Here is a 21,810-nt window from a genome sequence, read left to right as displayed (position 1 = left end):
GCACTCGGGGCTGGGGCGGGGTCCGACCGGACCTGCTGCCTCAGCCCCTCCGCTCCAGACCCCATCCACTCTCCGCACCTCCCCACCGGACGGTGCCATCAGCGATGGACGGAAACATCCATGCACTCCATATCCGCACCGCCGCGCGGTGCAGGCGCACGCAGATGTGTCGCCGTGGGCCTGTCGACCCTGATGACAGTCGGGCTGATCCAGGGCACACTCGCCACACCCGCGGACGCGGCAGGCAACGACCGACCGGGCGTGCCGAAGGCCGACACCCCCGTCGCGGGACAGGACGGCATCAAGACAGAGCCGCGCACCCGGACCAAGGGCCCTCGCACTCCCGCGAAAGCCCCCGAGGCCGCATGGCCCGCGACGGGGACGGCCACGGTCGACCTGTCGGCCCCGCAGAGGAAGCAGGCTGGCCTCGGCCCCGTCGGCGTAGCCCCGGCCACCAAGGCGAAGGACGCCCTCGACGGTCCGGTGGAAACCCGGATCCTGGACCGCGCCCGCGCCGCGCGTGCCGGTGTGAACGGCCTGCTGTTCACTCTGGCACCTCAAGAAGCCGCGGCCGGCGGGGCTGCCGTGGTGCCCAAGGGCGCTGCGAAGAACGCAGCCCGAAGCGCCGCGCAGGCAGATGCCGCAGGCAGCGCTGCGGGAGAAGCGGCGACCAGCGGCAAGGTGGCCGTCACCGTCGACTACGCAGACTTCGCGGAGGCCTTCGGCGGCAACTACGCCGCGCGCCTGAAGCTGGTCCGGTTCCCGTCCTGCGTGCTCACCACGCCCGGCAAGGACAAGTGCCGTACAGCCACCCCCATGGTCGCCGAGAACGACACGGGCCGGCAGGTGCTGACCGCGAAGGCCGTCACGCTGAGCGCAGGCGAGGCCACCGTGTTCGCCGCTGCCGCCGACACCGAAGGCGACAAGGGTGACTACAAGGCCACGCCGCTGTCCCCCTCGGCCACCTGGAGCACCAACCTCAACACCGGTGACTTCACCTGGTCCTACGACATGCCCGCGCCCGAGGTACCGGGCGGCCTGGTGCCCGACGTGGCCCTGAGCTACACGTCCGGGGCGATCGACGGGCGCACCGGCGGAACCAACAACCAGGGCTCCTGGGTCGGTGACGGCTTCGACCTGTCACCCGGCTTCATCGAACGGCGCTACAAGCCGTGCGCCGACGACGGGCAGAAGAACGCCGACGGCAGCAAGCCCGGCGACCTGTGCTGGGGTTACGACAACGCCTTCGTGTCCTTCAACGGGATGGGCGGCGAACTCGTCCCGGCGGGCGACGACGAGTGGAAGCTCCAGAGGGACGACGGCACCAAGATCAAGCGCCTGACGTCCGGCAACCGGGGCAACGGCGACAACAACGGTGAGTACTGGCGCATCACCTCACCGGACGGCACCCGCTACTATTTCGGCTTCAACCGGCTGCCCGGCTGGACCGACGGCAGGGCGACCACCGGCTCCACCTGGACGGTGCCGGTCTTCGGCAACAACTCTGGTGAGCCGTGCAACGCGGCCACGTACGCCGGGTCGTGGTGTCAGCAGGCCTGGCGCTGGAACCTGGACTACGTCGTCGACACTCACGGCAACGCGATGTCCTACCACTACGCCAAGGAGACCAACCGCTACGGCCGCAACCTCAAGGCCGCGGACGACACCCCGTACACCCGTGGCGGCTACCTCAAGCGCATCGACTACGGCCTGAAGTCGTCGGCCATGTTCGCCAAGCCGCAGGCGCGGGTCGTCTTCACCAGCGCCGAGCGCTGCCTGCCCGAGCGCGGGGTCACCTGCGCCGCGGACACCATCGGCAGCAAGTCGTTCCACTGGTACGACACACCCTGGGACTTGAACTGCGCGTCCGCCACCTCGTGCGACGGCGCTCGCCTCGCGCCCTCCTTCTGGACCCGCAAGCGGCTGACCGAGGTGAGTACCGAGGCCCTGCGGGCCGACCGCACCTACGGCAAGGTCGACTCCTGGAAGCTCGGCCACCGCTGGGGCATGGCGGACACCGACTACCAGTTGCTGCTCGACAGCGTCCGGAAGACCGGGCACACCGCGTCCCCGGCGATCACGCTGCCGAAGACCACGTTCGCATACACCCAGCTGGCCAACCGTCTGGATCGGACGGGCGACGGGTTCGCACCGTTCATCAAGGCACGCCTGTCCACGGTCGCGGACGAGTCCGGCGGCCAGATCGACGCCAACTACTCGGCGCCGGCATGCGACGCGGCCGACCTGCCCGTCCCGCAGGCGAACACCACCCGCTGCTTCCCGCAGTACATCGGCGGTGACGCCGAGAACGGCCCCGAGCAGCAGTGGTTCAACAAGTACGTGGTCACCTCCGTGACCGCGACCGACCGCACCGGTGGAGCCCCGGATCAGGTGACCGCCTACGAGTACCTGGGCGGTGCCGCCTGGCACTACGACGACGACGGGCTGACCAGGGAGAAGCACAAGACCTGGTCCCAGTGGCGGGGTTACGGCCACGTCCGGGTCAAGAACGGCGGCCAGGGCGGTGCCGCCGCCATGAAGTCGCAGGAGGACCAGTTCTTCCTGCGCGGCATGAACGGTGACCGTAAGACCCCCACGGGCGGCACGAAGACCGTGACGGTCACCCTCGGCGAGGGCGAGGGCGATCCGATCACCGACCTCGCGACGATGGCGGGCTTCCGCTACAAGAGCGTCCAGTACGACAGACCGGGCGGCAAGGCCGTCGGCAAGACGGTGGACCGGCCGTGGATCCACCAGACCGCCAGGAAGAAGCGGGCCTGGGGGACCGTCACCGCCAACCTCACCGGCACCGCCACGACCAAGGCGTGGACGTTGCTGGACGGTGGTGCGGGCGTCAAGTGGCGCACGGCTACGACCTCCACGAAGCACGACACGGTGGCCGGACGGGTGATCCAGGTCGACGACCGCGGAGAGAGCACCACCGCCGCGGACAACCGGTGCACCCGCACCACCTACGCCACCAACGCCGACAAGAACATCCTCGGGCTCGTCTCCCGGGTGGAGACCGCGGCCAAGGCGTGTGACGCGGCCGTCGACCGCCGCAAGGACGTCATCAGCGACGTCCGCACGGCCTACGACGGCGGCGCGTACGGCGCAGCGCCCACCAAGGGCGACCCGACGGCGACCGCGACGCTCAACAGCCACGACGGCACCAAGGCCACGTACCTGGAGGCCGGGGCCACCTTCGACGGCTACGGTCGCCGGCTGACCGTCACCGATCTCACGGCCGACGTCGCCGTCACCGGTGGTGCGGCGCCCGTGCGCACCACGCGCACGGACGGCCGTACCACCACCACGACCTACACCCCGGCCACGGGGCTGCCCACGGAGACCAAGAGCACCACGCCGCCGGCGAACCCCCGGGACGCCGCAACCGTGCAGACGACCACCTCGCAGCTCGACCCGCTGCGCGGACAGGTCCTGAAGGAGACGGACACCAACGGCAAGATCACCCAGTTCGCGTATGACGCGCTCGGCCGCTCCACCAAGATCTGGCTGGCGGACCGCAAGGAGTCCAGCACACCGACGTACGAGTTCGCCTACACCGTCATGGAAGGCAAGCCGGTCGCCGTCGCCACCAGGCTCCTGGACAACAACGGCGGCCAGATCACCTCGTACAAGATCTACGACGGCTTCCTGCGGGAACGCCAGTCCCAGGCCCCGGGGCCGGACGGCGGCCGTCTGATCTCGGACGTCTTCTACGACGAGCGGGGCCTCGCGGCCAAGACCTTCGCCACCTACTACGCGGAGGGCGCCCCGGTCACCGAGCTGTTCAAGCCCGTCGACGCACTGGCCGTGGAGTCACAGATCCACACCACGTACGACGGCCTCGCCCGCCCGGTGCGGGTGCGGCAGATCGCCGGCAACGGCGACGGCGGCAAGGTACTCAACACCACCACGACCGTCTACGGCGGCGACCGCACGACGGTGATCCCGCCGGCCGGCGAGACCGCCACCACGACCCTCACCGACGTCCGCGGCAACACCACGGAGATACGCCGGCACCACGAACGCAGGGCGGACGCGCCCTACGACAGCACCACGTACGCGTACACACCGTCCGGCCTGCCGGCCAAGGTGACCGACCCGGCCGGCAACGTCTGGACGACCGCGTACGACCAGCTCGGCCGCACGATCGAGACCAACGACCCCGACAAGGGAAGGACGACCAGCGTCTACGACGACCACAACCAGCTGGTCTCCAGCACCGACGCCCGCGGCGTCACCCTGGTCAACGTCTACGACAACCTCGGCCGCAAGACCGAGGTGCGCGAGGGTTCCCGCACCGGCAAGCTGCGCCTGAGCTGGACCTTCGACACGGTCAAGGGGGCAAAGGGGCACCTCGCCGAGTCCACCCGCCACGTGGGCGACGCGGAGTACACCACCAAGGTCACCCGGTACGACCGGCTCTACCGGCCCGCACGGACCGCGGTCGTCATCCCGGAGTCCGAGGGCGCGCTCGCCGGCACGTACCAGACCGGCACCTCGTACCGGCCCTCGGGCAAGGTCGCCTCGATCGGCTACTCGGCGGCGGGCTCCCTGCCCGGCGGCTCGGTCAGCTACGGCTACGAGGACGGCACCCTGCGGGCGACGTCCGTGTTCGGCCAGGGCATGACGGCGACGACCAGCTACAGCCACACCGGTAAGCCGCTGCAGCAGGAGCTCGGCCTCGCCAGCGGCGGCAAGAAGACCTGGGTCACCAACACCTATGAGCGGGGCACCCAGCGGCTGGCCACCCGCCGCGTCGACCGGGAGGAGCAGAACGGCGTCGACCAGCACCTCAGCTACACCTACGACGAGGCCGGCAATGTCCTGTCCGTCGCCGACGTGTCCCGCACCGGCACCGACAACCAGTGCTTCGCCTACGACTACCTGCGCCGCCTGACCGAAGCCTGGACGCAGGCCGCCAAGACCTGCGCCACGGCCCCCTCCGGCGCCGCCGTCGCGGGTCCGGCCCCGTACTGGCACTCATACACCTACGACAAGGTCGGCAACCGGCTCACCGAGACGCGCCACGACACCGGCGGGGACAGGGCGAAGGACACCAAGCGCACCTACACCTACCCGGAGCCCGGCAGGCCCCAGGCCCACACCCTGACCTCCGTCACCACCGAGGGCCTCAGCGGCACGGCCACCACCGGGTACGGCTACGACGAGACGGGCAACACCACGCACCGCGGCGACCAGGTGCTCGACTGGGACGCGGAGGGCCACCTCGCCAAGGTGACCGAGGGCAGCAAGGTCACGGAGTACCTGTACGGTGCCGACGGTGAGCGGCTGATCGCCCGCACCGGATCCCGGACCACTCTGTACCTGGGGCACACCGAGGTCACCCTGGACAAGGGAGCGGCCAAGGCGAAGGCCACCCGTTACTTCGACCTGGGCGACGGCAACCGGGCCGTACGCAACGACGACGGCTCCTTCTGGTTCACGATCGGCGACCACCACGGCACCGGACTGCTGGCCGTCGCGGCGAGCGACCTGGCCCTGAGCCGGCGGCGGGTCCTGCCCTTCGGCGGCCTCCGCGGTCAGGCACCGGCTTCCTGGCCCGGCTCCAAGGGCTTCGTCGGCGGCACCGACGACACCAAGGACACAGGGCTCACCCACCTCGGCGCACGTGAGTACGACCCGGCGACAGGCCGGTTCATCTCCGTCGACCCGGTGATGGACACCTCGGACGCACAGCAGATGCACGGCTACACCTACGGGAACAACAACCCGCTGGTGTACTCCGACCCGAACGGCACGTTCTTCGGCATGAGCTTCTTCAACAAGCTCTTTGAGTCGATTCTGAACGCACTCAAGATCCCGAACAAGAACCCGGGACTCACCAAGAAGCGTGCCACCGCTCCGACGGTCAGCAACGGCAGCCTGCGTGGCGCCCTGCAGAACATCTACGCCAAGCCTGTGGCGAAGTCGGTCACGGGTGACGGCAAGGTCTCGACGGCCATCATCTACGAGTTCAACAAGGGAGAACGCCTGCCCAGCGTGAAGGAATGGCATGTGCAGAAGGGGTGGTCCGCTCTCAGGAACCTGTCAGGGATCCTGGAGAAGGACAGGAAGGCACGCGAGACCGGCAAGGGGACGAAGGACCTGCTGTCCGACGCGGACCTCAAGGTCGCGAAGGCCGAGGCCGTGGAGCTCTGGGACGCTCTGAACTCCCGGGACGTCACAGGGAAGATAGAGAAGCTGATCGCGTCCGTCCCGAGCATGAAGGCCAGCATCAAGAAGAACTTCGACAATGTCATGAAGACGTCCGCCGTGAAGCATCTCACCGGCCAGAAGTTCGAGCCGACCCAGCACAAGGGGCCGCAGCCGGTCGGTCAGCCCACTCGCGTGCGCGGCTTCGCCAGGGCGTTCGGTATCGCAGGCGGAGTCGTGTCGGCGGCGCAGGCGCCGAGCTATGCCGAGGAATACGGTGTGAAGCGAGGAGCGTGGGAGTTGTTCAAGGACGTCTTCGACCCGTTCGGTGTCAGTGACGGCCAGGATCCCTACTTCAGGGAGGAGGATGCGAGGGGTATCTGCGACCCCAACGGCCCCAACTGCGCCTGATCCGACCTGTGGCCTGCCGCGCACCAGGCTGTGCGGCAGGCCCCGTCGCATGCGTTCCACATCACCCGAAACGAGACAGGGTCCACTATGAGCAAGATCCGCACGGAAGACGCCCCGGCACTGCTGCTCGACATGATTCCCGAGGCGGCCGAGTACATCGCCGAGCTGTACGAGATGCCCGCTGCCGAGGCGGTCAGGACCGACCACCCCTCGGTGGACATGTTCGATGTGCTGACCGCGGTGCTTGTGGAACCGATCCTCATTCCCCAGCTGAGGTCGGAGTCCCCGGACACCGAGCTTCTGCAACGCTGCTTCGACTACACGGAACGGCTCCTCACTAGTCAGAACGCCGCACTGAGTGAGCCGGTCTACTTCCAGGTCATCGAGGCTCTGCTGGGCGAGGACGTCCCCTTCCAGAAGGCCTTCCCCTATATGCGGAAGGCGACTTGGGAGCGCACCGTCCTGATGCTCAAGGGCTACGAGGTCAGCGTCCCCGGGGTCACCGACCGCTGACCTCCGAGCCTTGATCCACCGCATGATGATCGGACTATGGACGGAGAAATAGGAAGAGGTGCCCGCTGACCTGCGATGATGGGAGTTCCTGCGCTTCCGCCACGCACGATCGGCAAGGCACCTCTGACGTGAAAGTCTCCCACGGGCCCGCGGAGCTGTTCGCCGCGTTCGACGACGCCGACCTGATCGCACATGCCGGGCTGGTCCCCACGATCCGGCCGGCCGAGCGGTGCGCGCTGGCCGCTCCGGTGGCCGCGAAGGTGAAGTTGACCGGCGCGAAGAACGGCGCCGGGACGGCCGCCGCGGCGAAGGTCATGAGCATCGTGGGCGGGATGGCGGTCGTGAGGACCCTGCGGCGGGGCTCCGTGGAGGCGCTAGTAACATGACGATCACCGGTTGTGTGCTGCCTGACCAGCAGCACTGCCATGCCCGTGTCGACGATCACTGAAACTGGGGGAAGTGTGCCTGAGCGAGCCGTGTCTGGTGCGGCATCCGGCGACGTGCTCAGCGGGCACGTGGGTGAGTGGCACAGCGAGGAGGGGTGGGGTGTCCTGGTGACCCCGACCCTGCCGGAGGCGGTGTGGGCGCACTATTCGGCCGTCGAGGCCGAGGGCTTTCGCGCGCTGACCGTGGGACAAGCGGTCACTTTCACGGTGGAGCAGGCCGAACAGGACCAGTTCCGCTGGAGGGCCGTGCATGTCTGGCCGTCCGGTCCGGAGCCGTTGCCGGAAGGACACGGCGAGGGCCCCGACGGGCCGGGCTACTCCTCCAGCCTCGACATCACCTTCGATTCCTGACCGTCAGCCCGGGAAGCGACCGGCCGGATCCATAAGTCACGCATTGGCGGGCGGTTGGTTGCCCCTGCCCATGCGGTGGACGGAACAGGACACCAACCGTTGTCTCTCATATCCACCGAGCGTGCCGGCGCGCTCGGCTCCGCCGCTCTCGCCGCCGCGCTGCTCCTCCTGCCTGCGGCCCCCGCCCACGCGGGTGTGCAGCAGGCGAAGCACGTCTTCAAGATGTCCGCCCCGTACTACGAGAAGACCGACTCCAACGGCAAGTTCACCGGACAGGTGAACATGGCGGCGACCATCGGCAAGCCCGCCACCATGGCGTGGTCGTTCCGCACCTCGCCCAAGGTGCAGGCCATCGCCACCGGCAGGATGACCTGCAAGTCCGGGCACATGCAGTTGCCGTACCACGACAGCCACAGCAATGTGGCCGTCAACTACTTCTGGCATTCCTCGGTCAAGAACAACGTACGCAACAAGAACTACACCCTCTATGGGAACTGCACGTTCCGCGTGAACGTCGGAGGTAAGACCGGCACCGCGAACCTCGGCTTCCGGTTCAACTACTCGCTGTTCGACGGCATAAGCAAGACGGAGCCGCAGGATGCGGCGCCGCCGGCACCGTCCACGGACGACGAATTCAGCTCGGACCTGGAGATCACGTACGACTCCTGACCGTCCAGCTCCGTGCTGAAGCAGCGCAGACGCTGGGTGCACACGTGGGACGGCCCGGATGACGGAGCCGCCCCACGTGTAGCGACTGTTACCAGGGTTTCAGCTGCGACGGCGGCGCTTCTCGGCGCGGGCACGCTCCACGGCCGCACGGTGGGTCTCCTCAGCCGTGGAGACGGCCGGGGGCGTGTCGATGCGCCGGCGCTCTGCCACTTGTTCCTCGTGGACGTACTCCGGCTCGCGGGATGTCCAGCGGCGTGGCTGGTCCGACTGCGGGCCCGGTGTGTACCGGTTCAGTGCGTTGTGGCAAACCGGATCTCGTTCGAAGCCTGCGGTGCGGGTGATCATTCGGACAGGGATGCCCATGTGGTCGTGGGCATGAAGAAACGGGCCCCTTGGTAGTGACGTGGTTGTTGAGGCCGGTCACGAGCAAGGAGACCCGTTGTCTGACGAGTTGACCATCCCTGCTGTGCTCGCGTCCACCACGGCCACCCCTGAGTGTGACTGCTACGTGCACAGGTTCGGTTCGATCGCTCCGGGATGGCGGGCGCGGTGCTGTCCGAGTGACATGACGGATGCGGAGTGGGCTGAGGTCCGCTCCGTGATGCCGGTGCCGGCCTGGTTCCTGAAGCGGGGCGGGCGTCCGGAGGCGTACTGCCATCGCGAGATGCTCGACGCTGTGCGTTATCTGGTCGACAAGAGGCTGCCGGAGCGAGCGCCCACCGGTCGGTCATGTCGGGAAGTGTGACACCGGGGTCTGACAACGACGCCGGTGACGAGCGGGCCGGGTGGGAGTGGATCGGGTGCGAGCAGGCCGGGTGGGAGTGGATCGGGTGCGAGCGGATCGGGCGGGAGCGGAGCGCGCGGGAGCGGGACCCCGGCGGTCATCGGTCGGCAGGTGAGCGGTCCGCGGCCGTCAGCCCTCCGGCGTCCCGGCCGCGTCCGCGCCGCCGGACCCCGCTTGTTCCCCGGACCGGTCCCCGGACTTCTCCCCGGACCGGTCCCCGGGCCGCTGTGTCGTCAGCTGCGCCAGCGTCTGCGTCACGTACCGCTCGACGGCGGCCTTGGTGACGCCCAGCCCGTGCAGCGGCCCGCTTCCGTTCTCGAACTCCAGCAGCGCGAGCAGGATGTGCTCGGTGCCGATGTACGGGTGACCGAGGCGGAGGGCTTCGCGGTCGGTGAGTTCCAGGACCTTCCTGGCGCCGGGTCCGTAGGGCACCAGCTCGGGTGCCTCCTCCGCGGCGGGCGGCAGCGCGGCCTCCACCGTCCGGCGCACGGTGTCCAGGGGTACGCCCTGCGCGGTGATGGCCTTCGCCGCGATACCGCCCGGCTCGGCGAGCAGCCCGAGCACCAGGTGCTCCGGCCGGCCCTCGGCGTGGTGCGCGGCGACGGCCTCCTCGTGCGCGGCCATGACCACGTTGCGGGCGCGGGGCGTGTAGCGGCCGAAGCCCTGGCTGGGGTCGAGGCAGGCCGGCTCCCTGGGCACGAACCGCTTCTGCGCGGCCTGCCGGGTGACGCCCATGCTCGTGCCGATGTCGGTCCAGGAGGCGCCGGAACGCCGGGCCTGGTCCACGAAGTGCCCGATCAGGTGGTCGGCCACGTCGCCCAGGTACTCGCCGGCGAGCACGGCGTCCTGGAGCTGTTCGAGCGGTTCCGCGTGGGCCGTCTTGATGGCCGCGATGAGGTCGTCGAGGCGTACGGAGGACGTGATGGCGGAGTGCGTCGTCATGTGTCAACCGTAGGTTGCGCCGACCGGGTCGTCAACCCGAGGTTGACACCATGCGGAAGGGGAAGTGAGACCATCGGGCGGTGAGCACCCCCAGCACCGTCGAGCGCGCCTTCGAGGCGGCCCTGTACGGCGAGACGCGCGACCACGCCCTGGACGCCGCCGCCTCCCTGCTCGCCGCCGACCCGGCCGCTGACGCCGAACTCGCGCGGCGGGGAAGGGAGTTCGTCGCGGCGGCCTGGCGGCGCGGCTGGCAGCCCGCCGACGTCGTACGCCTGGTGCGGCGCGAGCTGGACGGCGTCCATCTGCGGTTGCTGGCGGAGCTCGTCCGTGCGCAGATCCCCGAGGACCGGCCGCGCGGTCCGCGCTGGACCGCCCAGCTCGACGCGCTGCCCGCGGACCCGCCGCCGCGTACGGACCGTTTCTCGCGGGCCACGGCCGTCCTGGAGCTGTACCGCCTGCTGCTGAGGCTGCCCACGCTGGAGCCCCTCGACCGGCCGGCCGGCCCGCCGCGCGCCGAGTCGAAGACGCTCACCCGGATCCGCGCGCTGCTCGCCAAGGCCGAGGCGACGGGCTATCCCGACGAGGCCGAGGCGCTCAGCGCCAAGGCGCAGGAGCTGATGGCCCGGCACAGCGTGGACGAGGCGCTGCTGGCCGCGCGCACCCCCGGCCCGGACGCGCCGACGGCGTGCCGGATCGGTGTGGAACCGCCGTACGAGCAGGCCAAGGCGGTCCTCCTGGACGCCGTGGCGACGGCCAACCACTGCCGGGCCGTGTGGAACGAACCGCTCTGCTTCTCCACGGTCGTCGGCTTCGAGACCGACCTGGAGGCCGTCGAACTCCTCCATGCCTCGCTGCTCGTGCAGGCCACCTCGGCGATGACGAGGGCCGAGGCCGCGCAGCGGGCGGGTGGCCGTCGGCGTACCAGGACCTTCCGGCAGTCGTTCCTCGCCGCGTACGCCCACCGTGTCGGCACCCGGCTCGCGGCCGCGGCGGAGGCGCCGGTCACCGACGACCTGCTGCCGGTGCTGGCCTCCCGCGAGGTCGCGGTCTCCGCGGCCGCCGACCGGCTCTTCCCGCAGACGACCACCAGCCGCCTGCGCGGGGTGAGCGACGAGGCGGGCTGGACCGAAGGGGCGCGCGCCGCGGACCGCGCAGAGGTGCGTTCGCGTCCCCGGCTCGGCTGAGTGGCCGCGCCGACTCGGCCGACCGGACGCGCTGCGGGCGGACCGGCCGACGGTCGGCAGGGCGACGGTCAGCAGGGGTCCAGTCAGCAGGGCGGCCGAGCACGCGGTGGAGCGTGCGGACGGACGGACGGACGGGCGCGCGGACGGTCGGGCGGGCCGGAGCGGCGCGGACGGAACGGGCGCGCGGAACGGGCGGGCCGGAGCGGCGCAGGCGGAACGGGCGGGCCCGGGAGCGGCGTCGGGGACCGGGGAGAGGGCCCAGGGGGAGGGGCCGACCGGTACGCCCGGTACGGCAGTTACAGCCGGCGCGGCAGTTGCACCCGGTACGGCAGTCGGCGCTCCGGGCGGGCGGCCGGCCTCAGCCGAGTCCGGCCGTCGGCAGGCCCGGGGGCAGCTTCCCGCCCTCGGCCCGCTGATACGTCTCCTGCCCCAGCACGCTGTCCCAGGTGACCTTCAAGGTCGAGGCACCGACGGAGTCGACCGTGCCCGAGGCCCGGTCCTCGCTGCCGTCGGTGCAGGTCAGCCGGACCGACCCGGCGGACGCGGTACCGCTGCACACTGTGCCCTTCGACCCGAACAGCGCCGCGTCCGCGCCCGTGACCACCAGGGCGACCGCGCTGCCGCCGGAAGTGGTCAGCCAGCTGCCCTCCAGCGCGCCGGCCGGAGGCGGCGTACCACCCGGGTCCGGGGCGCCGGTGCTCGTGGCGGTCGTGGCCGGCGCGGGGGAGGCGCCGGACGCGGCGTCGTCCGCTCCCGAGCCGCCGCCGGTGCAGGCGCTCAGCACGATCAGGGACACGAGCCCGGCCGCCGCCGGCGCCGTACCCCGTACCCGCCCGCGCGCATGCGGTTCCGCGTGTGCCACCGGGTACACCGACGGACCTGCCGCCGTATGCCCCGCCGGCCGCAGCGTGGATCCCGGTACGAAACCCGGTACGAAACCCGGTGCGGACCCAGCCTCGGACTCCGCCGCCGGACCCGTGGCCGGACCCGTGGCCGAACGCACCGCTGATCGCTCTGCCGCGTGCATCGCGAGCCCCCTTGGTGTGCCCGTCCGCCGGTCAGGAAGCTCGGACGCTACCAGCCGGGGACGACGCCCGGGTCTGTGAGATCCGGCACGCTCGCCCGGCCCTGCGAGGCAGGCGGTGCCGCAGGCGCACCGAGGGCGTGCCTGCGGCGACGGCGGAGACCAGGGGCGGCAGCAGGCGCCAGGGGCAGTAGCGGGCGGCAGCGGGCACCAGGGGCACCGGTAGGCGCCTGCAGGCGCACGAGGGGAGTGCCTGCAGGCGCCTACCGGTATGCGGAAGGCAATGATCCGGACAATCCGGGGGCCCGCGTTCCGCTCATCTCGCCCCCGAACCCCGGAACAGGATCGCCACCTGAAACGTCCCTACCTGAAGGACGACGGTGCCGATCCGGACGATCGTCCGGCCGGGGTGTGTACGGCAGCATGCCGGCCGGTCTCCGGGGAAGGCGCCAAGGGCTCGCGCACCAGGGCGACGGCCCCGCTGTAACCGCAGGACCACCCCGCGTGCACGTGCATCTGCCCATGCATCTGCACATGAACAGGGTTATGATCCGGCTCAGTTGACCAATGCATCAATGGCCACACCAGCCAGGGCACCACCGGGGAGCGATCTGTGGACCACGACGTGTACAACGGCATGGCCGCGACGAAGCTGCGGGACGTGGCCTGGCAGAAGAGCCGCCACAGCAACTCACAGGGATCGTGTGTGGAGTTCGCCCGGCTGCCGGGCGGCCGCGTGGCCGTGCGCAACTCGAACTTTCCCGACGGCCCGGCGCTGGTCTACACGCGTGCGGAGATCGAGGCGATGCTCCTCGGCGTCAAGGACGGCGAGTTCGACCACCTGACCGGGGGCTGAGCGGAGGCGTCCCTCGTGCTGACCGGGGGCTGAGCGGAGGCGTCCCTCGTGCTGACCGGGGGCTGAGCGGAGGCGTCCCTCGTGCTGACCGCGGGCCGGGCGGAGGTGCCCCTGGTGCGGGACCGGTCCGCCGGCTGAGGGGCGACGCGCGGGAGACCCGGTGGTCCGCGGCGCGGCGGCCGTTCATCGCTGTCCCGGCCCTCCGCCGTGTCCCGGCGCCTGCGCCATCCGCCCGCTGCCGGCGGAAGGGCTCACCGGCTCACGGCGCCCGGCGCGGCGCCGGCTCGGCCGGGCGCGCGGCCCGCCAGCCGAGCCGGACGCGGCATCCGCTAGCCGAGCCGGAACAGCGCCCAGACCACCTTGCCGCTGAGTGTCCCCGCCATGGGATGCCAGCCCCAGCTGTCGCTGAAGGAGTCGACGAGGAACAGTCCCCGCCCCGACTCGGCCGCGAAGTCGTCGGAGTCGCGCGCGACCGGGCTGTCGTTGCTGGGGTCCCGGACTGCGCACACCAGCCGCTCGGTCCAGCGCATCAGATGCAGCCGCACCGAGGGCTCGTGCGGCTGCGGCAGCCGCGTCCCGGCGTCCGGCAGGGCGTGCCGCAACGCGTTGGTCACCAGTTCCGACACGACCAGCCCGACATCGTCGGACCGCTCTTCGAGGTCCCACTGCCGGAGGGTTCGGCCCGTGAAACGGCGTGCGTCGCGCACGGCTTCGTAGCGGGCGGGCAGGGCGCAGGAGGCGGCGCTGGACACGGCCGCGGGGTCGAGCGGCGGAAGGCCCTGCCGTAACGGCTTGAGCATGGTCGATCCATTCGTCCCCATGCGAGGCACTCCCGGGAATTCGCGGTCGTTGCGATGCAGCGGTGGCGCGGGACCATGGTTTCGGATGCGTTGGGCAGATGCAAGGGCAGATGCACGTGCACGTGACCGAATTGGTCACTCCCGTACCGCTTCTTAGCCATTTTTTCTGCCAACTTCCGCCTGCTCCGGGGTCTTGCGCCGAAGTGGTTCGCTGTTGAATCTTTGGCTTCTTTCCATCTCTGTAATCGGGTGAGTACAGCTCGAAGTGTTTTAGTGGCAGACTGCGGGCCCTGAAGACGGCTGGGGAGGCTGGCGAACGTGAGCGCGGGAGAGCCCGGATCGGTGGTGCGGCGGATGCTGCTCGGCTCGCAACTCAGGCGACTGCGCGAGGCGCGCGGGATCACCCGCGAGGCGGCGGGCTACTCGATCCGCGCCTCGGAGTCGAAGATCAGCCGGATGGAGCTGGGCCGGGTGAGCTTCAAGACGAGAGACGTCGAAGATCTGCTGACGCTGTACGGCGTCACCGACGAGACGGAGCGCACAGCCCTGGTCTCACTCGCCAGGGAAGCCAACGTCGCGGGCTGGTGGCACAGTTACTCGGACGTGCTGCCCAACTGGTTCCCCACGTATGTCGGACTGGAGGGCGCCGCGTCCCTGATCCGGGTGTACGAGGTCCAGTTCGTGCACGGACTCCTCCAGACCGAGGACTACGCCCGCGCGGTGGTGCGCCGCGGCATGAAGAGCGCCGGGGAGGCCGACGTCGAGCGGCGCGTCGCGCTGCGCCTGGAGCGGCAGAAGCACCTCTACGCGGAGAACGCCCCCGACTTCCACATCGTGCTCGACGAGGCCGCGCTGCGCCGCCCCTACGGCGACCGCGACGTGATGCGCGGCCAGTTCCAGCATCTGATCGACCTCTCCGAGCGGCCCAACGTGCGGCTGCAGGTCATGCCGTTCAGCTTCGGCGGGCACTCCGGCGAGAGCGGCGCGTTCACCCTGCTCAGCTTCCCCGAGTCCGACCTGTCGGACGTCGTCTACCTGGAGCAGCTGACCAGTGCCCTGTACCTCGACAAGCCCGAGGACGTCACCCAGTACGAGGCCGTTCTCAAGGAGCTCCAGCACGACAGCCCGGGCCCGGACGAGAGCCGGGATCTTCTCCGGGGTCTCCTTCAACTGACGTGAAACACAAGTACGATGACGGATGATCGGACCGTGAGGCCGTTCGGGGACCGGCGCCCGGCGCCATGACCGCCTCGACCGCCTCGACCGCTTCGGCTGCCTGTGCGGCTAGGGGGATTGAGGGAGCACATGTCGTCCTACTTCACCGACCTGGCTCAGCAGTACATCGACGGCGAGTGGCGTCCGGGTACCGGCTCCTGGGACATCATCGACTTCAATCCCTACGACGGTGAGAAGCTGGCCTCGATCACCATCGCCACCGCCGAGGAGATCGACCAGGCCTACCGCGCCTCCGCACGCGCCCAGCGGGCCTGGGCCGAGGCGGGTGCCTTCGCCCGCCGCGCCGTCCTGGAGAAGGCGCTGCGGCTGGTCGAGGAGCGCGAGCCGGAGATCGGCGAGGCGATCGTCGCCGAACTCGGCGGCACCCGGCTCAAGGCCGCCTTCGAACTCCACCTGACCAAGGAGTTCCTGCGCGAGGCCGTCGGCGTCGCGACCCGCCCCGAGGGCCGGATCATCGCCTCGCCCGACGGGACGAAGGAGAACCGCCTCTACCGCGTCCCGGTGGGCGTCGTCGGTGTCATCAGCCCCTTCAACTTCCCCTTCCTGCTGTCACTGAAGTCGGTCGCCCCCGCGCTCGCCCTCGGCAACGGCGTGGTCCTCAAGCCGCACCAGGACACCCCCGTCGTCGGCGGCACCCTCATCGCGAAGATCTTCGAGGACGCCGGCCTGCCGCCCGGCCTGCTCAACGTGGTCGTCACGGACATCGCCGAGATAGGCGACGCCTTCATCGAGCACCCCGTGCCCAAGGTCATCTCCTTCACCGGCTCCGACAAGGTCGGGCGGCACGTCGCCACCGTCTGCGCCGCCCACTTCAAGCGCACCGTCCTCGAACTGGGCGGCAACAGCGCCCTGGTGGTGCTGGACGACGCCGACCTCGACTACGCCGCCGACGCCGCGGTCTTCAGCCGCTACGTCCACCAGGGCCAGGTCTGCATGGCGGCGAACCGCATCCTGGTGGACCGCTCCGTGGCGGCGGAGTTCACCGAGAAGTTCGTCGCCAGGGTCAGATCCCTGAAGACCGGCGACCCGCGCGACCCGCAGACCGTGATCGGCCCGCTGATCAACTCCTCGCAGGCGGAGTCCGTCACCGGTGTCGTCGAGCAGGCCGTCGCCGCGGGCGCCACCGCGCTGGTGCGCGGCACCACCCGGGACAACCTCGTCGGGCCGTCCGTGCTGACCGACCTGCCGGCCGACTCGCCCCTGCTGCAGCAGGAGGTGTTCGGTCCGGTGGCCTTCCTCATCCCGTTCGACGGGGAGGAGGAGGCCGTCCGCCTCGTCAACGACACCCCCTACGGCCTCAGCGGCGCCGTGCACACCGCGGACGTCGAGCGCGGCGTGCGGTTCGCCCAGCGCATCGACACCGGCATGTTCCACGTGAACGACGGCACCGCCCACGACGAGCCCCTCGTCCCCTTCGGCGGCGAGAAGAACTCCGGCGTCGGCCGCCTCAACGGCGAGCCCACCCTCGACGCCTTCACCACCCTGAAGTGGATCTCCGTCCAGCACGGCCGGAGCGTGTTCCCCTTCTGAGCCTCCCGCTGAAGCCGCCGGGCCGGCCGGCCCGGCGGCTTCAGGGTGCCTCGACACCCCCGAGGCGGGCCGGACCGGTTTCCGGGCGGCCCCGGACGGGTGAAGCCGCCGGGCGGCCTCCTGACGTCCACAGCGGCCTCCTGACGTCCACAGCGGTATCCGGGCCGCCCGGAGAGGTCGCCGGGCCGTCCGGAGAGGTCGCCGGGCCGTCCGGAGCGTTGGCCGGCCGGCCCGCAGGAGCCTCCGGACGCCGGGAAGCGCCCTGAACATGCCCGGAAGCGAGTCGCGGTGCCGTAGCGGACAGGATCTGACCGCTTGGGCCCGTAGCGTCGTGGAGGTCGGACGGCAGTGCCCCCACCCACGAAAGGCAGCAGCTCATGCCCACCCATGTTCCCGCCGAGGCCCACGGTGACGAGCGCGGCGCGCTCCTCGCCTTCGTCGAGGCCCAGCGCGGCGCACTCCGCCGGTCGCTGCTGGGCCTGACCGACGAGCAGGCCGCACAGACCCCCAGCGCCAGCGAGCTGTCCCTGTCCGGGCTGCTCAAGCACGTCGCCGAGGTGGAGCTGACCTGGCTGCGGATGGCCCAGCAGAAGCCGAACGAGCGGGCCCGCACCCAGGAGACCTGGGCCGAGGGCTTCCGGCTCACCGAGGACGAGACGGTCGCGCAGATGCTGTCCTTCTGGGACGGCGTGGTGCGGGAGACCGAGGAGTTCATCCGCTCCGTGCCGTCGCTCGACGACACCTTCCCCCTGCCCGCGGCACCCTGGTTCCCGAAGGACGGCCGCGTGTCCATGCGGTGGCTGCTGCTCCACCTCGTCGAGGAGACCGCCCGCCACGCCGGGCACGCGGACGTCATCCGCGAGTCCCTGGACGGCCGGACCGCCTTCGAGCTGGTGGACCTGGACCGGGGTCTCACCGGGGACTGACCGCCGCCGCGGACGCGCCGGGCGGGCCGGCCGGCGCGTCCGACGGACTCCGGCTTGCACCTCACGCCGCGTGAGGCCGCACCGTGGAGGGCGTACCGAGAAAGGAGCGGAAGTGAGCTACTCCGTGGGACAGGTCGCCGGGTTCGCCGGCGTCACGGTGCGCACCCTGCACCACTACGACGCCATCGGCCTGCTCGCCCCGGGCGAGCGCAGCCACGCCGGTCACCGCCGCTACACCGACGAGGACCTCGACCGGCTGCAGCAGATCCTGTTCTACCGCGAGCTCGGCTTCCCTCTCGACGAGGTCGCCGTCCTGCTCGACGACCCGGATGCGGACCCGCGCGCGCACCTGCGCCGGCAGCACGCGCTGCTGACCGACCGGATCGGGAGGCTGCGGGCGATGGCGGCGGCCGTGGAGCACGCCCTGGAGGCACGCACGATGGGGATCGATCTCACGCCCGAGGAGAAGTTCGAGGTGTTCGGGGACTTCGACCCGGACCACTTCGAGGAGGAGGCGGCGCAGCGCTGGGGCCGCACCGAGGCCTACGAGCAGTCCCGGCGCCGCACCGCCGCCTACCGCAAGGAGGACTGGAAGCGGCTCACCGAGGAGATGAACGCCCTGCACGAGCGCCTGGCCGCGCTGCTCGACCAGGGCGTGCCGGCCGGCTCCGGGGCGGCGATGGACGTGGCCGAGGAGCACCGCCGGTTCATCTGCGCCACCTCCTACGACTGCTCGCACGAGCTGCACGCCGCACTCGGACGGATGTACGTCGAGGACCCGCGGTTCACCGCGACCTACGAGAGGATCCGGACCGGGCTCGCGGTGTACGTCCGCGACGCGATCGCGGCGAACGCCGCCCGCCACGCCGTCTGAGCCCCCACGCCCCGGCCGGGAGAACCCCTCCCGCCGGGGCCGCCGACCACACCCGGCCGGACCGCTCGACGGCCGGGCCCCGGCCCCCCAGGTGCACCGGCGTGCCAGTGCCCCGGGCGCCACCGCCACGCCGCGCGTGCCGGCCCGTGCACCACGAGGAGCTGTGCCTCCGGGGTGACGAGCAGAAGCTGAGGAGCGGCGACTGAGGCGCCGTCGAGCTCGGACGGCCGAACGGGAACACGGGTGTCGGGCGGCTCCGGCCGGCCCAGGCGCCGCCGGGGCGGCACGCCCTAGTTGTATCGCCCCGGGAGGTTGTGGACGGGTGATGGAGGTCTCGGCTGGGACTGCTTGAACGGGTGAGGGCCTTCCGGGTTCGGTGTGGATTGCGACGTCTACACCGACCAGAAAGGCCCTCGTGCCCCACCGTAATGCACCCCTGACCGAGACCGGACGCCTGCGCCTGGCCCGCTGTGTGGTCGAGGACGGCTGGCCGCTGCGGCGGGCCGCCGAGCGGTTCCAGGTCTCGCCCACCACCGCCCAGCGGTGGGCCGCCCGCTACCGGGCCCTGGGCGAGGCCGGAATGGCCGACCACTCCTCCCGCCCGCACCACAGCCCCCGGCGGACGCCGACCCGCACCGAACGCCGGATCATCAAGATCCGGCTCCTGCGCCGGTGGGGACCGGCCCGCATCGCGCACCTGCTGGACCTGGTGCCCTCCACCGTCCACCGGGTCCTGACCCGCTACGGCCTGGCCCGCCTCACGCACCTGGACCGGGCCACCGGCCGGAACATACGCCGCTACGAACGCGAACGTCCCGGCGAACTGGTGCACGTGGACATCAAGAAGCCCGGCAACATCCCCGACGGCGGCGGCCACAAGACCCTGGGCCGCCAGGCCGGCCGCAAGAACCGCCGGAACGCCGGCTACAGCTACATCCACACCGCCGTCGACGACCACTCCCGCCTCGCCTACAGCGAGATCCTCACCGACGAGAAGAAAGAAACCGCCACCGCCTTCTGGACCCGGGCCCACGCCTACTTCACCGGCGTCGGGATCACCGTCGAGCGCGTCCTGACCGACAACGGCTCCTGCTACAAGTCCCACGCCTGGCGCGACACGCTGGCAGCGGCCGGGATCACCCACAAACGAACCCGGCCCTACCGGCCCCAGACCAACGGCAAGGTCGAACGCCTCAACCGCACCCTGCTCGACGAATGGGCCTACGCCCGCCCCTACCGCTCAGAACAGGAACGACGCGACGCCTTCCCCCAGTGGCTGCACACCTACAATCACCACCGCGGACACACCGCGCTGAAGGGCAAACCACCCGCCAGCCGCGTCCCCAACCTCACAGGGCAATACACCTAGTCGGGGGCCACCACGGCGGCCGTTCCGTAGGCGCACACCTCGGTGCCGGTCTCGGACGCGTCGGTCACGTCGAAGCGGAACGCCAGGACGGCGTTGGCGCCGCGCGCGGCGGCCTGCTCCACCAGCCGCTGCATGGCCTGGTTGCGGGTCTCGACCAGCGTCTTGGTGAGCCCCCGCAGCTCACCGCCGACCAGCGACTTCAGCCCCGCCCCGATCTGGCTGCCCAGATGGCGGGAGCGGACCGTCACCCCGAAGACCTCGCCGAGGATCCGCTCGACGCGGTACCCGGGGACGTCGTTCGTCGTGACGACCAGTACGTCCGGCTGGGGCTCCTGGCCGCCGCCGTAGTCCTCGATGCCCATAACTCACAGCTTCGTCCCGGTCCACGCGCCGTGCATCCTGGAGACACCCGGTGGAACCCGCAGTCGCCGTCGGGCGTTGATAGCTTGTGCCCGGCCGCGCGCGGCGGCCGAGTCCCCCCTCACCCCTCTGGAGCCCGGAACCGTGACGACGCTCGCACTCGGACCGAGCTGGCTCGACCCGAACAACCTGCTCGACAACTTCGGTATCTGGGGCCTGCTCCTGATCGTCTTCGCCGAGTCCGGGCTGCTCATCGGCTTCTTCCTGCCGGGTGACTCGCTGCTGTTCACGGCGGGCCTGCTGATCACCTCCGGTCAGCTCGACTTCCCGCTGTGGGCGGCGATCGCGCTGATCTGCGTCGCGGCGATCCTCGGCGACCAGGCGGGCTACATGTTCGGCAAGAAGGTCGGCCCGTCGCTGTTCAACCGCCCCGACTCCCGCTTCTTCAAACAGGAGAACGTGACAAAGGCGCACGAGTTCTTCGAGAAGTACGGCCCGAAGTCCCTGGTCCTCGCCCGCTTCGTGCCCATCGTGCGCACCTTCACGCCGATCATCGCCGGCGTCAGCGGCATGCGGTACCGCTCGTTCCTCGTCTTCAACGTCATCGGCGGCATCCTCTGGGGCGCCGGCGTCACCCTGCTCGGCTCCTGGCTGGGCAACATCGACTTCGTCAAGAAGAACATCGAGGCGATCCTCATCCTGATCGTCCTCGTCTCGGTGATCCCCATCGCCTTCGAGTTCCTCAAGGCCCGCTCCCAGGCCAAGAAGAACCCGCGGCAGCCGCTCCCGCCCACCGGCCCGGCCGCCGCCCGGTCCCCGCAGCAGCCGTACCCGCCCCTGGACGACGCCACGACGCAGCTGCGCCGCGTCGACCCGGCGGACGACACCGACCAGCCGTACGGCGGACAGCAGCAGTACGGGCGTGTGTACGACGACCGGTACCGGCACTCCCAGCAGCCCGGCCGGTACCAGCAGGACGAGCAGTACCAGCAGCCCGGCCGGTACCAGCAGCCCGGCCGGTACCGGCAGGACGAGCAGCAGTACCAGCAGCAGGGGCGGCACGACGCGCCGTACGGCGGGCAGGGCGGCCCGTCGTACGGGCAGCAGTACGGCGGCGACCGGCAGCAGTACGGACGACAGCCCCACGACCCGCGGTACGGCGGCGCGTCCCCCGAGCAGACCCCTCCCGGGCCGGAGCACCAGCCGCACCCCCAGTCCCAGGCACACCCCCAGTCCCAGCCGTACCCCCAGTCCCAGCCGTACCCCCAGTCACCGGCACACCCCCGTCAGGCCCCGTACCCGGGTCAGCCGCACCCGGGCGTGCCGTACCCGCAGCAGTACCCCGACCCCTACCAGCAGGGCGACCAGCACCG

Annotated in this window: 16 protein-coding genes and 1 pseudogene; 13 read left to right on the top strand and 4 right to left on the bottom strand. The window is 70.7% G+C overall.

The features are described from left to right. The first annotated feature begins 192 nt into the window (after positions 1-192). The 5 genes from AC5K6T_RS20320 to AC5K6T_RS20300 all read left to right on the top strand — a co-directional run bounded on the left by AC5K6T_RS20320 (position 193) and on the right by AC5K6T_RS20300 (position 8,552). Positions 193-6,573, top strand: coding sequence for an RHS repeat-associated core domain-containing protein (locus AC5K6T_RS20320; protein WP_493212144.1), 6,381 nt, complete (start codon positions 193-195; stop codon positions 6,571-6,573). 87 nt (positions 6,574-6,660) lie between these two features. Then, positions 6,661-7,086, top strand: coding sequence for a hypothetical protein (locus AC5K6T_RS20315; RefSeq protein WP_493211012.1), 426 nt, complete (start codon positions 6,661-6,663; stop codon positions 7,084-7,086). Positions 7,087-7,214: 128 nt separating this feature from the next. After that, positions 7,215-7,472, top strand: a complete 258-nt coding sequence (locus AC5K6T_RS20310; protein WP_493211010.1) for a hypothetical protein — start codon at positions 7,215-7,217, stop codon at positions 7,470-7,472. Positions 7,473-7,562: 90 nt separating this feature from the next. Continuing rightward, on the top strand, positions 7,563-7,883 hold the full coding sequence (locus tag AC5K6T_RS20305; RefSeq protein ID WP_240800434.1) for a cold-shock protein: 321 nt from the start codon (positions 7,563-7,565) through the stop codon (positions 7,881-7,883). A gap of 99 nt (positions 7,884-7,982) precedes the next feature. Next, entirely contained in the window at positions 7,983-8,552 is a 570-nt protein-coding gene (locus AC5K6T_RS20300) for a hypothetical protein (RefSeq protein WP_493211008.1), read from the top strand. A gap of 913 nt (positions 8,553-9,465) precedes the next feature. Here AC5K6T_RS20300 and AC5K6T_RS20295 read toward each other — a convergent pair. Next, complete coding sequence (locus tag AC5K6T_RS20295; protein WP_493211007.1) at positions 9,466-10,278, bottom strand: Clp protease N-terminal domain-containing protein; 813 nt, start codon at positions 10,276-10,278, stop codon at positions 9,466-9,468. An 80-nt stretch (positions 10,279-10,358) separates the two neighbouring features. On the opposite strand from AC5K6T_RS20295, the gene AC5K6T_RS20290 reads away from it, so the two are divergent. Further along, positions 10,359-11,462, top strand: a complete 1,104-nt coding sequence (locus AC5K6T_RS20290; RefSeq protein WP_493211006.1) for a DUF2786 domain-containing protein — start codon at positions 10,359-10,361, stop codon at positions 11,460-11,462. Positions 11,463-11,820: 358 nt separating this feature from the next. On the opposite strand, the gene AC5K6T_RS20285 is transcribed toward AC5K6T_RS20290, so the two are convergent. Next, positions 11,821-12,258 carry a hypothetical protein gene (locus AC5K6T_RS20285; RefSeq protein WP_493211005.1) on the bottom strand — a complete coding sequence of 146 codons (438 nt, stop codon included), beginning with the start codon at positions 12,256-12,258 and terminating at the stop codon, positions 11,821-11,823. A gap of 841 nt (positions 12,259-13,099) precedes the next feature. Between AC5K6T_RS20285 and AC5K6T_RS20280 the strand changes: the two genes are divergently transcribed. Beyond that, entirely contained in the window at positions 13,100-13,342 is a 243-nt protein-coding gene (locus tag AC5K6T_RS20280) for a DUF397 domain-containing protein (protein WP_493211003.1), read from the top strand. A gap of 329 nt (positions 13,343-13,671) precedes the next feature. On the opposite strand, the gene AC5K6T_RS20275 is transcribed toward AC5K6T_RS20280, so the two are convergent. Further along, complete coding sequence (locus AC5K6T_RS20275) at positions 13,672-14,163, bottom strand: ATP-binding protein (protein WP_493211002.1); 492 nt, start codon at positions 14,161-14,163, stop codon at positions 13,672-13,674. Positions 14,164-14,484: 321 nt separating this feature from the next. On the opposite strand from AC5K6T_RS20275, the gene AC5K6T_RS20270 reads away from it, so the two are divergent. From AC5K6T_RS20270 to AC5K6T_RS20250, 5 genes are all read left to right on the top strand, one after another. Beyond that, entirely contained in the window at positions 14,485-15,321 is an 837-nt protein-coding gene (locus tag AC5K6T_RS20270; RefSeq protein WP_493212143.1) for a Sco1979 family transcriptional regulator, read from the top strand. A 126-nt stretch (positions 15,322-15,447) separates the two neighbouring features. Beyond that, positions 15,448-16,908 carry an aldehyde dehydrogenase family protein gene (locus AC5K6T_RS20265; RefSeq protein WP_493211000.1) on the top strand — a complete coding sequence of 487 codons (1,461 nt, stop codon included), beginning with the start codon at positions 15,448-15,450 and terminating at the stop codon, positions 16,906-16,908. Between the two features lie 377 nt (positions 16,909-17,285). Next, entirely contained in the window at positions 17,286-17,834 is a 549-nt protein-coding gene (locus AC5K6T_RS20260; protein ID WP_493210998.1) for a DinB family protein, read from the top strand. A gap of 112 nt (positions 17,835-17,946) precedes the next feature. Continuing rightward, positions 17,947-18,708, top strand: a complete 762-nt coding sequence (locus AC5K6T_RS20255) for a MerR family transcriptional regulator (protein ID WP_493210997.1) — start codon at positions 17,947-17,949, stop codon at positions 18,706-18,708. 415 nt (positions 18,709-19,123) lie between these two features. Continuing rightward, a complete protein-coding gene (locus AC5K6T_RS20250) occupies positions 19,124-20,077 on the top strand; it encodes an IS481 family transposase (RefSeq protein WP_493204780.1) in 954 nt (317 codons plus the stop codon). Here AC5K6T_RS20250 and AC5K6T_RS20245 read toward each other — a convergent pair. Then, the gene (locus AC5K6T_RS20245) at positions 20,074-20,439 is read right to left on the bottom strand and encodes a YbjQ family protein (protein WP_493210996.1); all 366 of its coding nucleotides are present in this window, start codon (positions 20,437-20,439) and stop codon (positions 20,074-20,076) included. The two genes, AC5K6T_RS20250 and AC5K6T_RS20245, sit on opposite strands and share 4 nt — an antisense overlap. Positions 20,440-20,581: 142 nt before the next feature. Here AC5K6T_RS20245 and AC5K6T_RS20240 point away from each other — a divergent pair. Further along, positions 20,582-21,595: pseudogene (locus tag AC5K6T_RS20240) on the top strand (DedA family protein); the annotation flags it as partial. Positions 21,596-21,810 lie beyond the last annotated feature (215 nt).

It is taken from the genome of Streptomyces sp. B8-7 (assembly GCF_058833805.1).
Note: the sequence above shows the minus strand (reverse complement) of the source record. Positions and strands in the feature narration are given on the sequence as shown.

Excerpts from the sequence above, each read along its gene's own strand:
- AC5K6T_RS20320 (WP_493212144.1), top strand. The coding sequence starts at position 193 with ATGACAGTCGGGCTGATCCAGGGCACACTCGCCACACCCGCGGACGCG.
- AC5K6T_RS20315 (WP_493211012.1), top strand. The coding sequence starts at position 6,661 with ATGAGCAAGATCCGCACGGAAGACGCCCCGGCACTGCTGCTCGACATG.
- AC5K6T_RS20295 (WP_493211007.1), bottom strand. The coding sequence starts at position 10,278 with ATGACGACGCACTCCGCCATCACGTCCTCCGTACGCCTCGACGACCTC.
- AC5K6T_RS20275 (WP_493211002.1), bottom strand. The coding sequence starts at position 14,163 with ATGGGGACGAATGGATCGACCATGCTCAAGCCGTTACGGCAGGGCCTT.
- AC5K6T_RS20265 (WP_493211000.1), top strand. The coding sequence starts at position 15,448 with ATGTCGTCCTACTTCACCGACCTGGCTCAGCAGTACATCGACGGCGAG.
- AC5K6T_RS20260 (WP_493210998.1), top strand. The coding sequence starts at position 17,286 with ATGCCCACCCATGTTCCCGCCGAGGCCCACGGTGACGAGCGCGGCGCG.
- AC5K6T_RS20245 (WP_493210996.1), bottom strand. The coding sequence starts at position 20,439 with ATGGGCATCGAGGACTACGGCGGCGGCCAGGAGCCCCAGCCGGACGTA.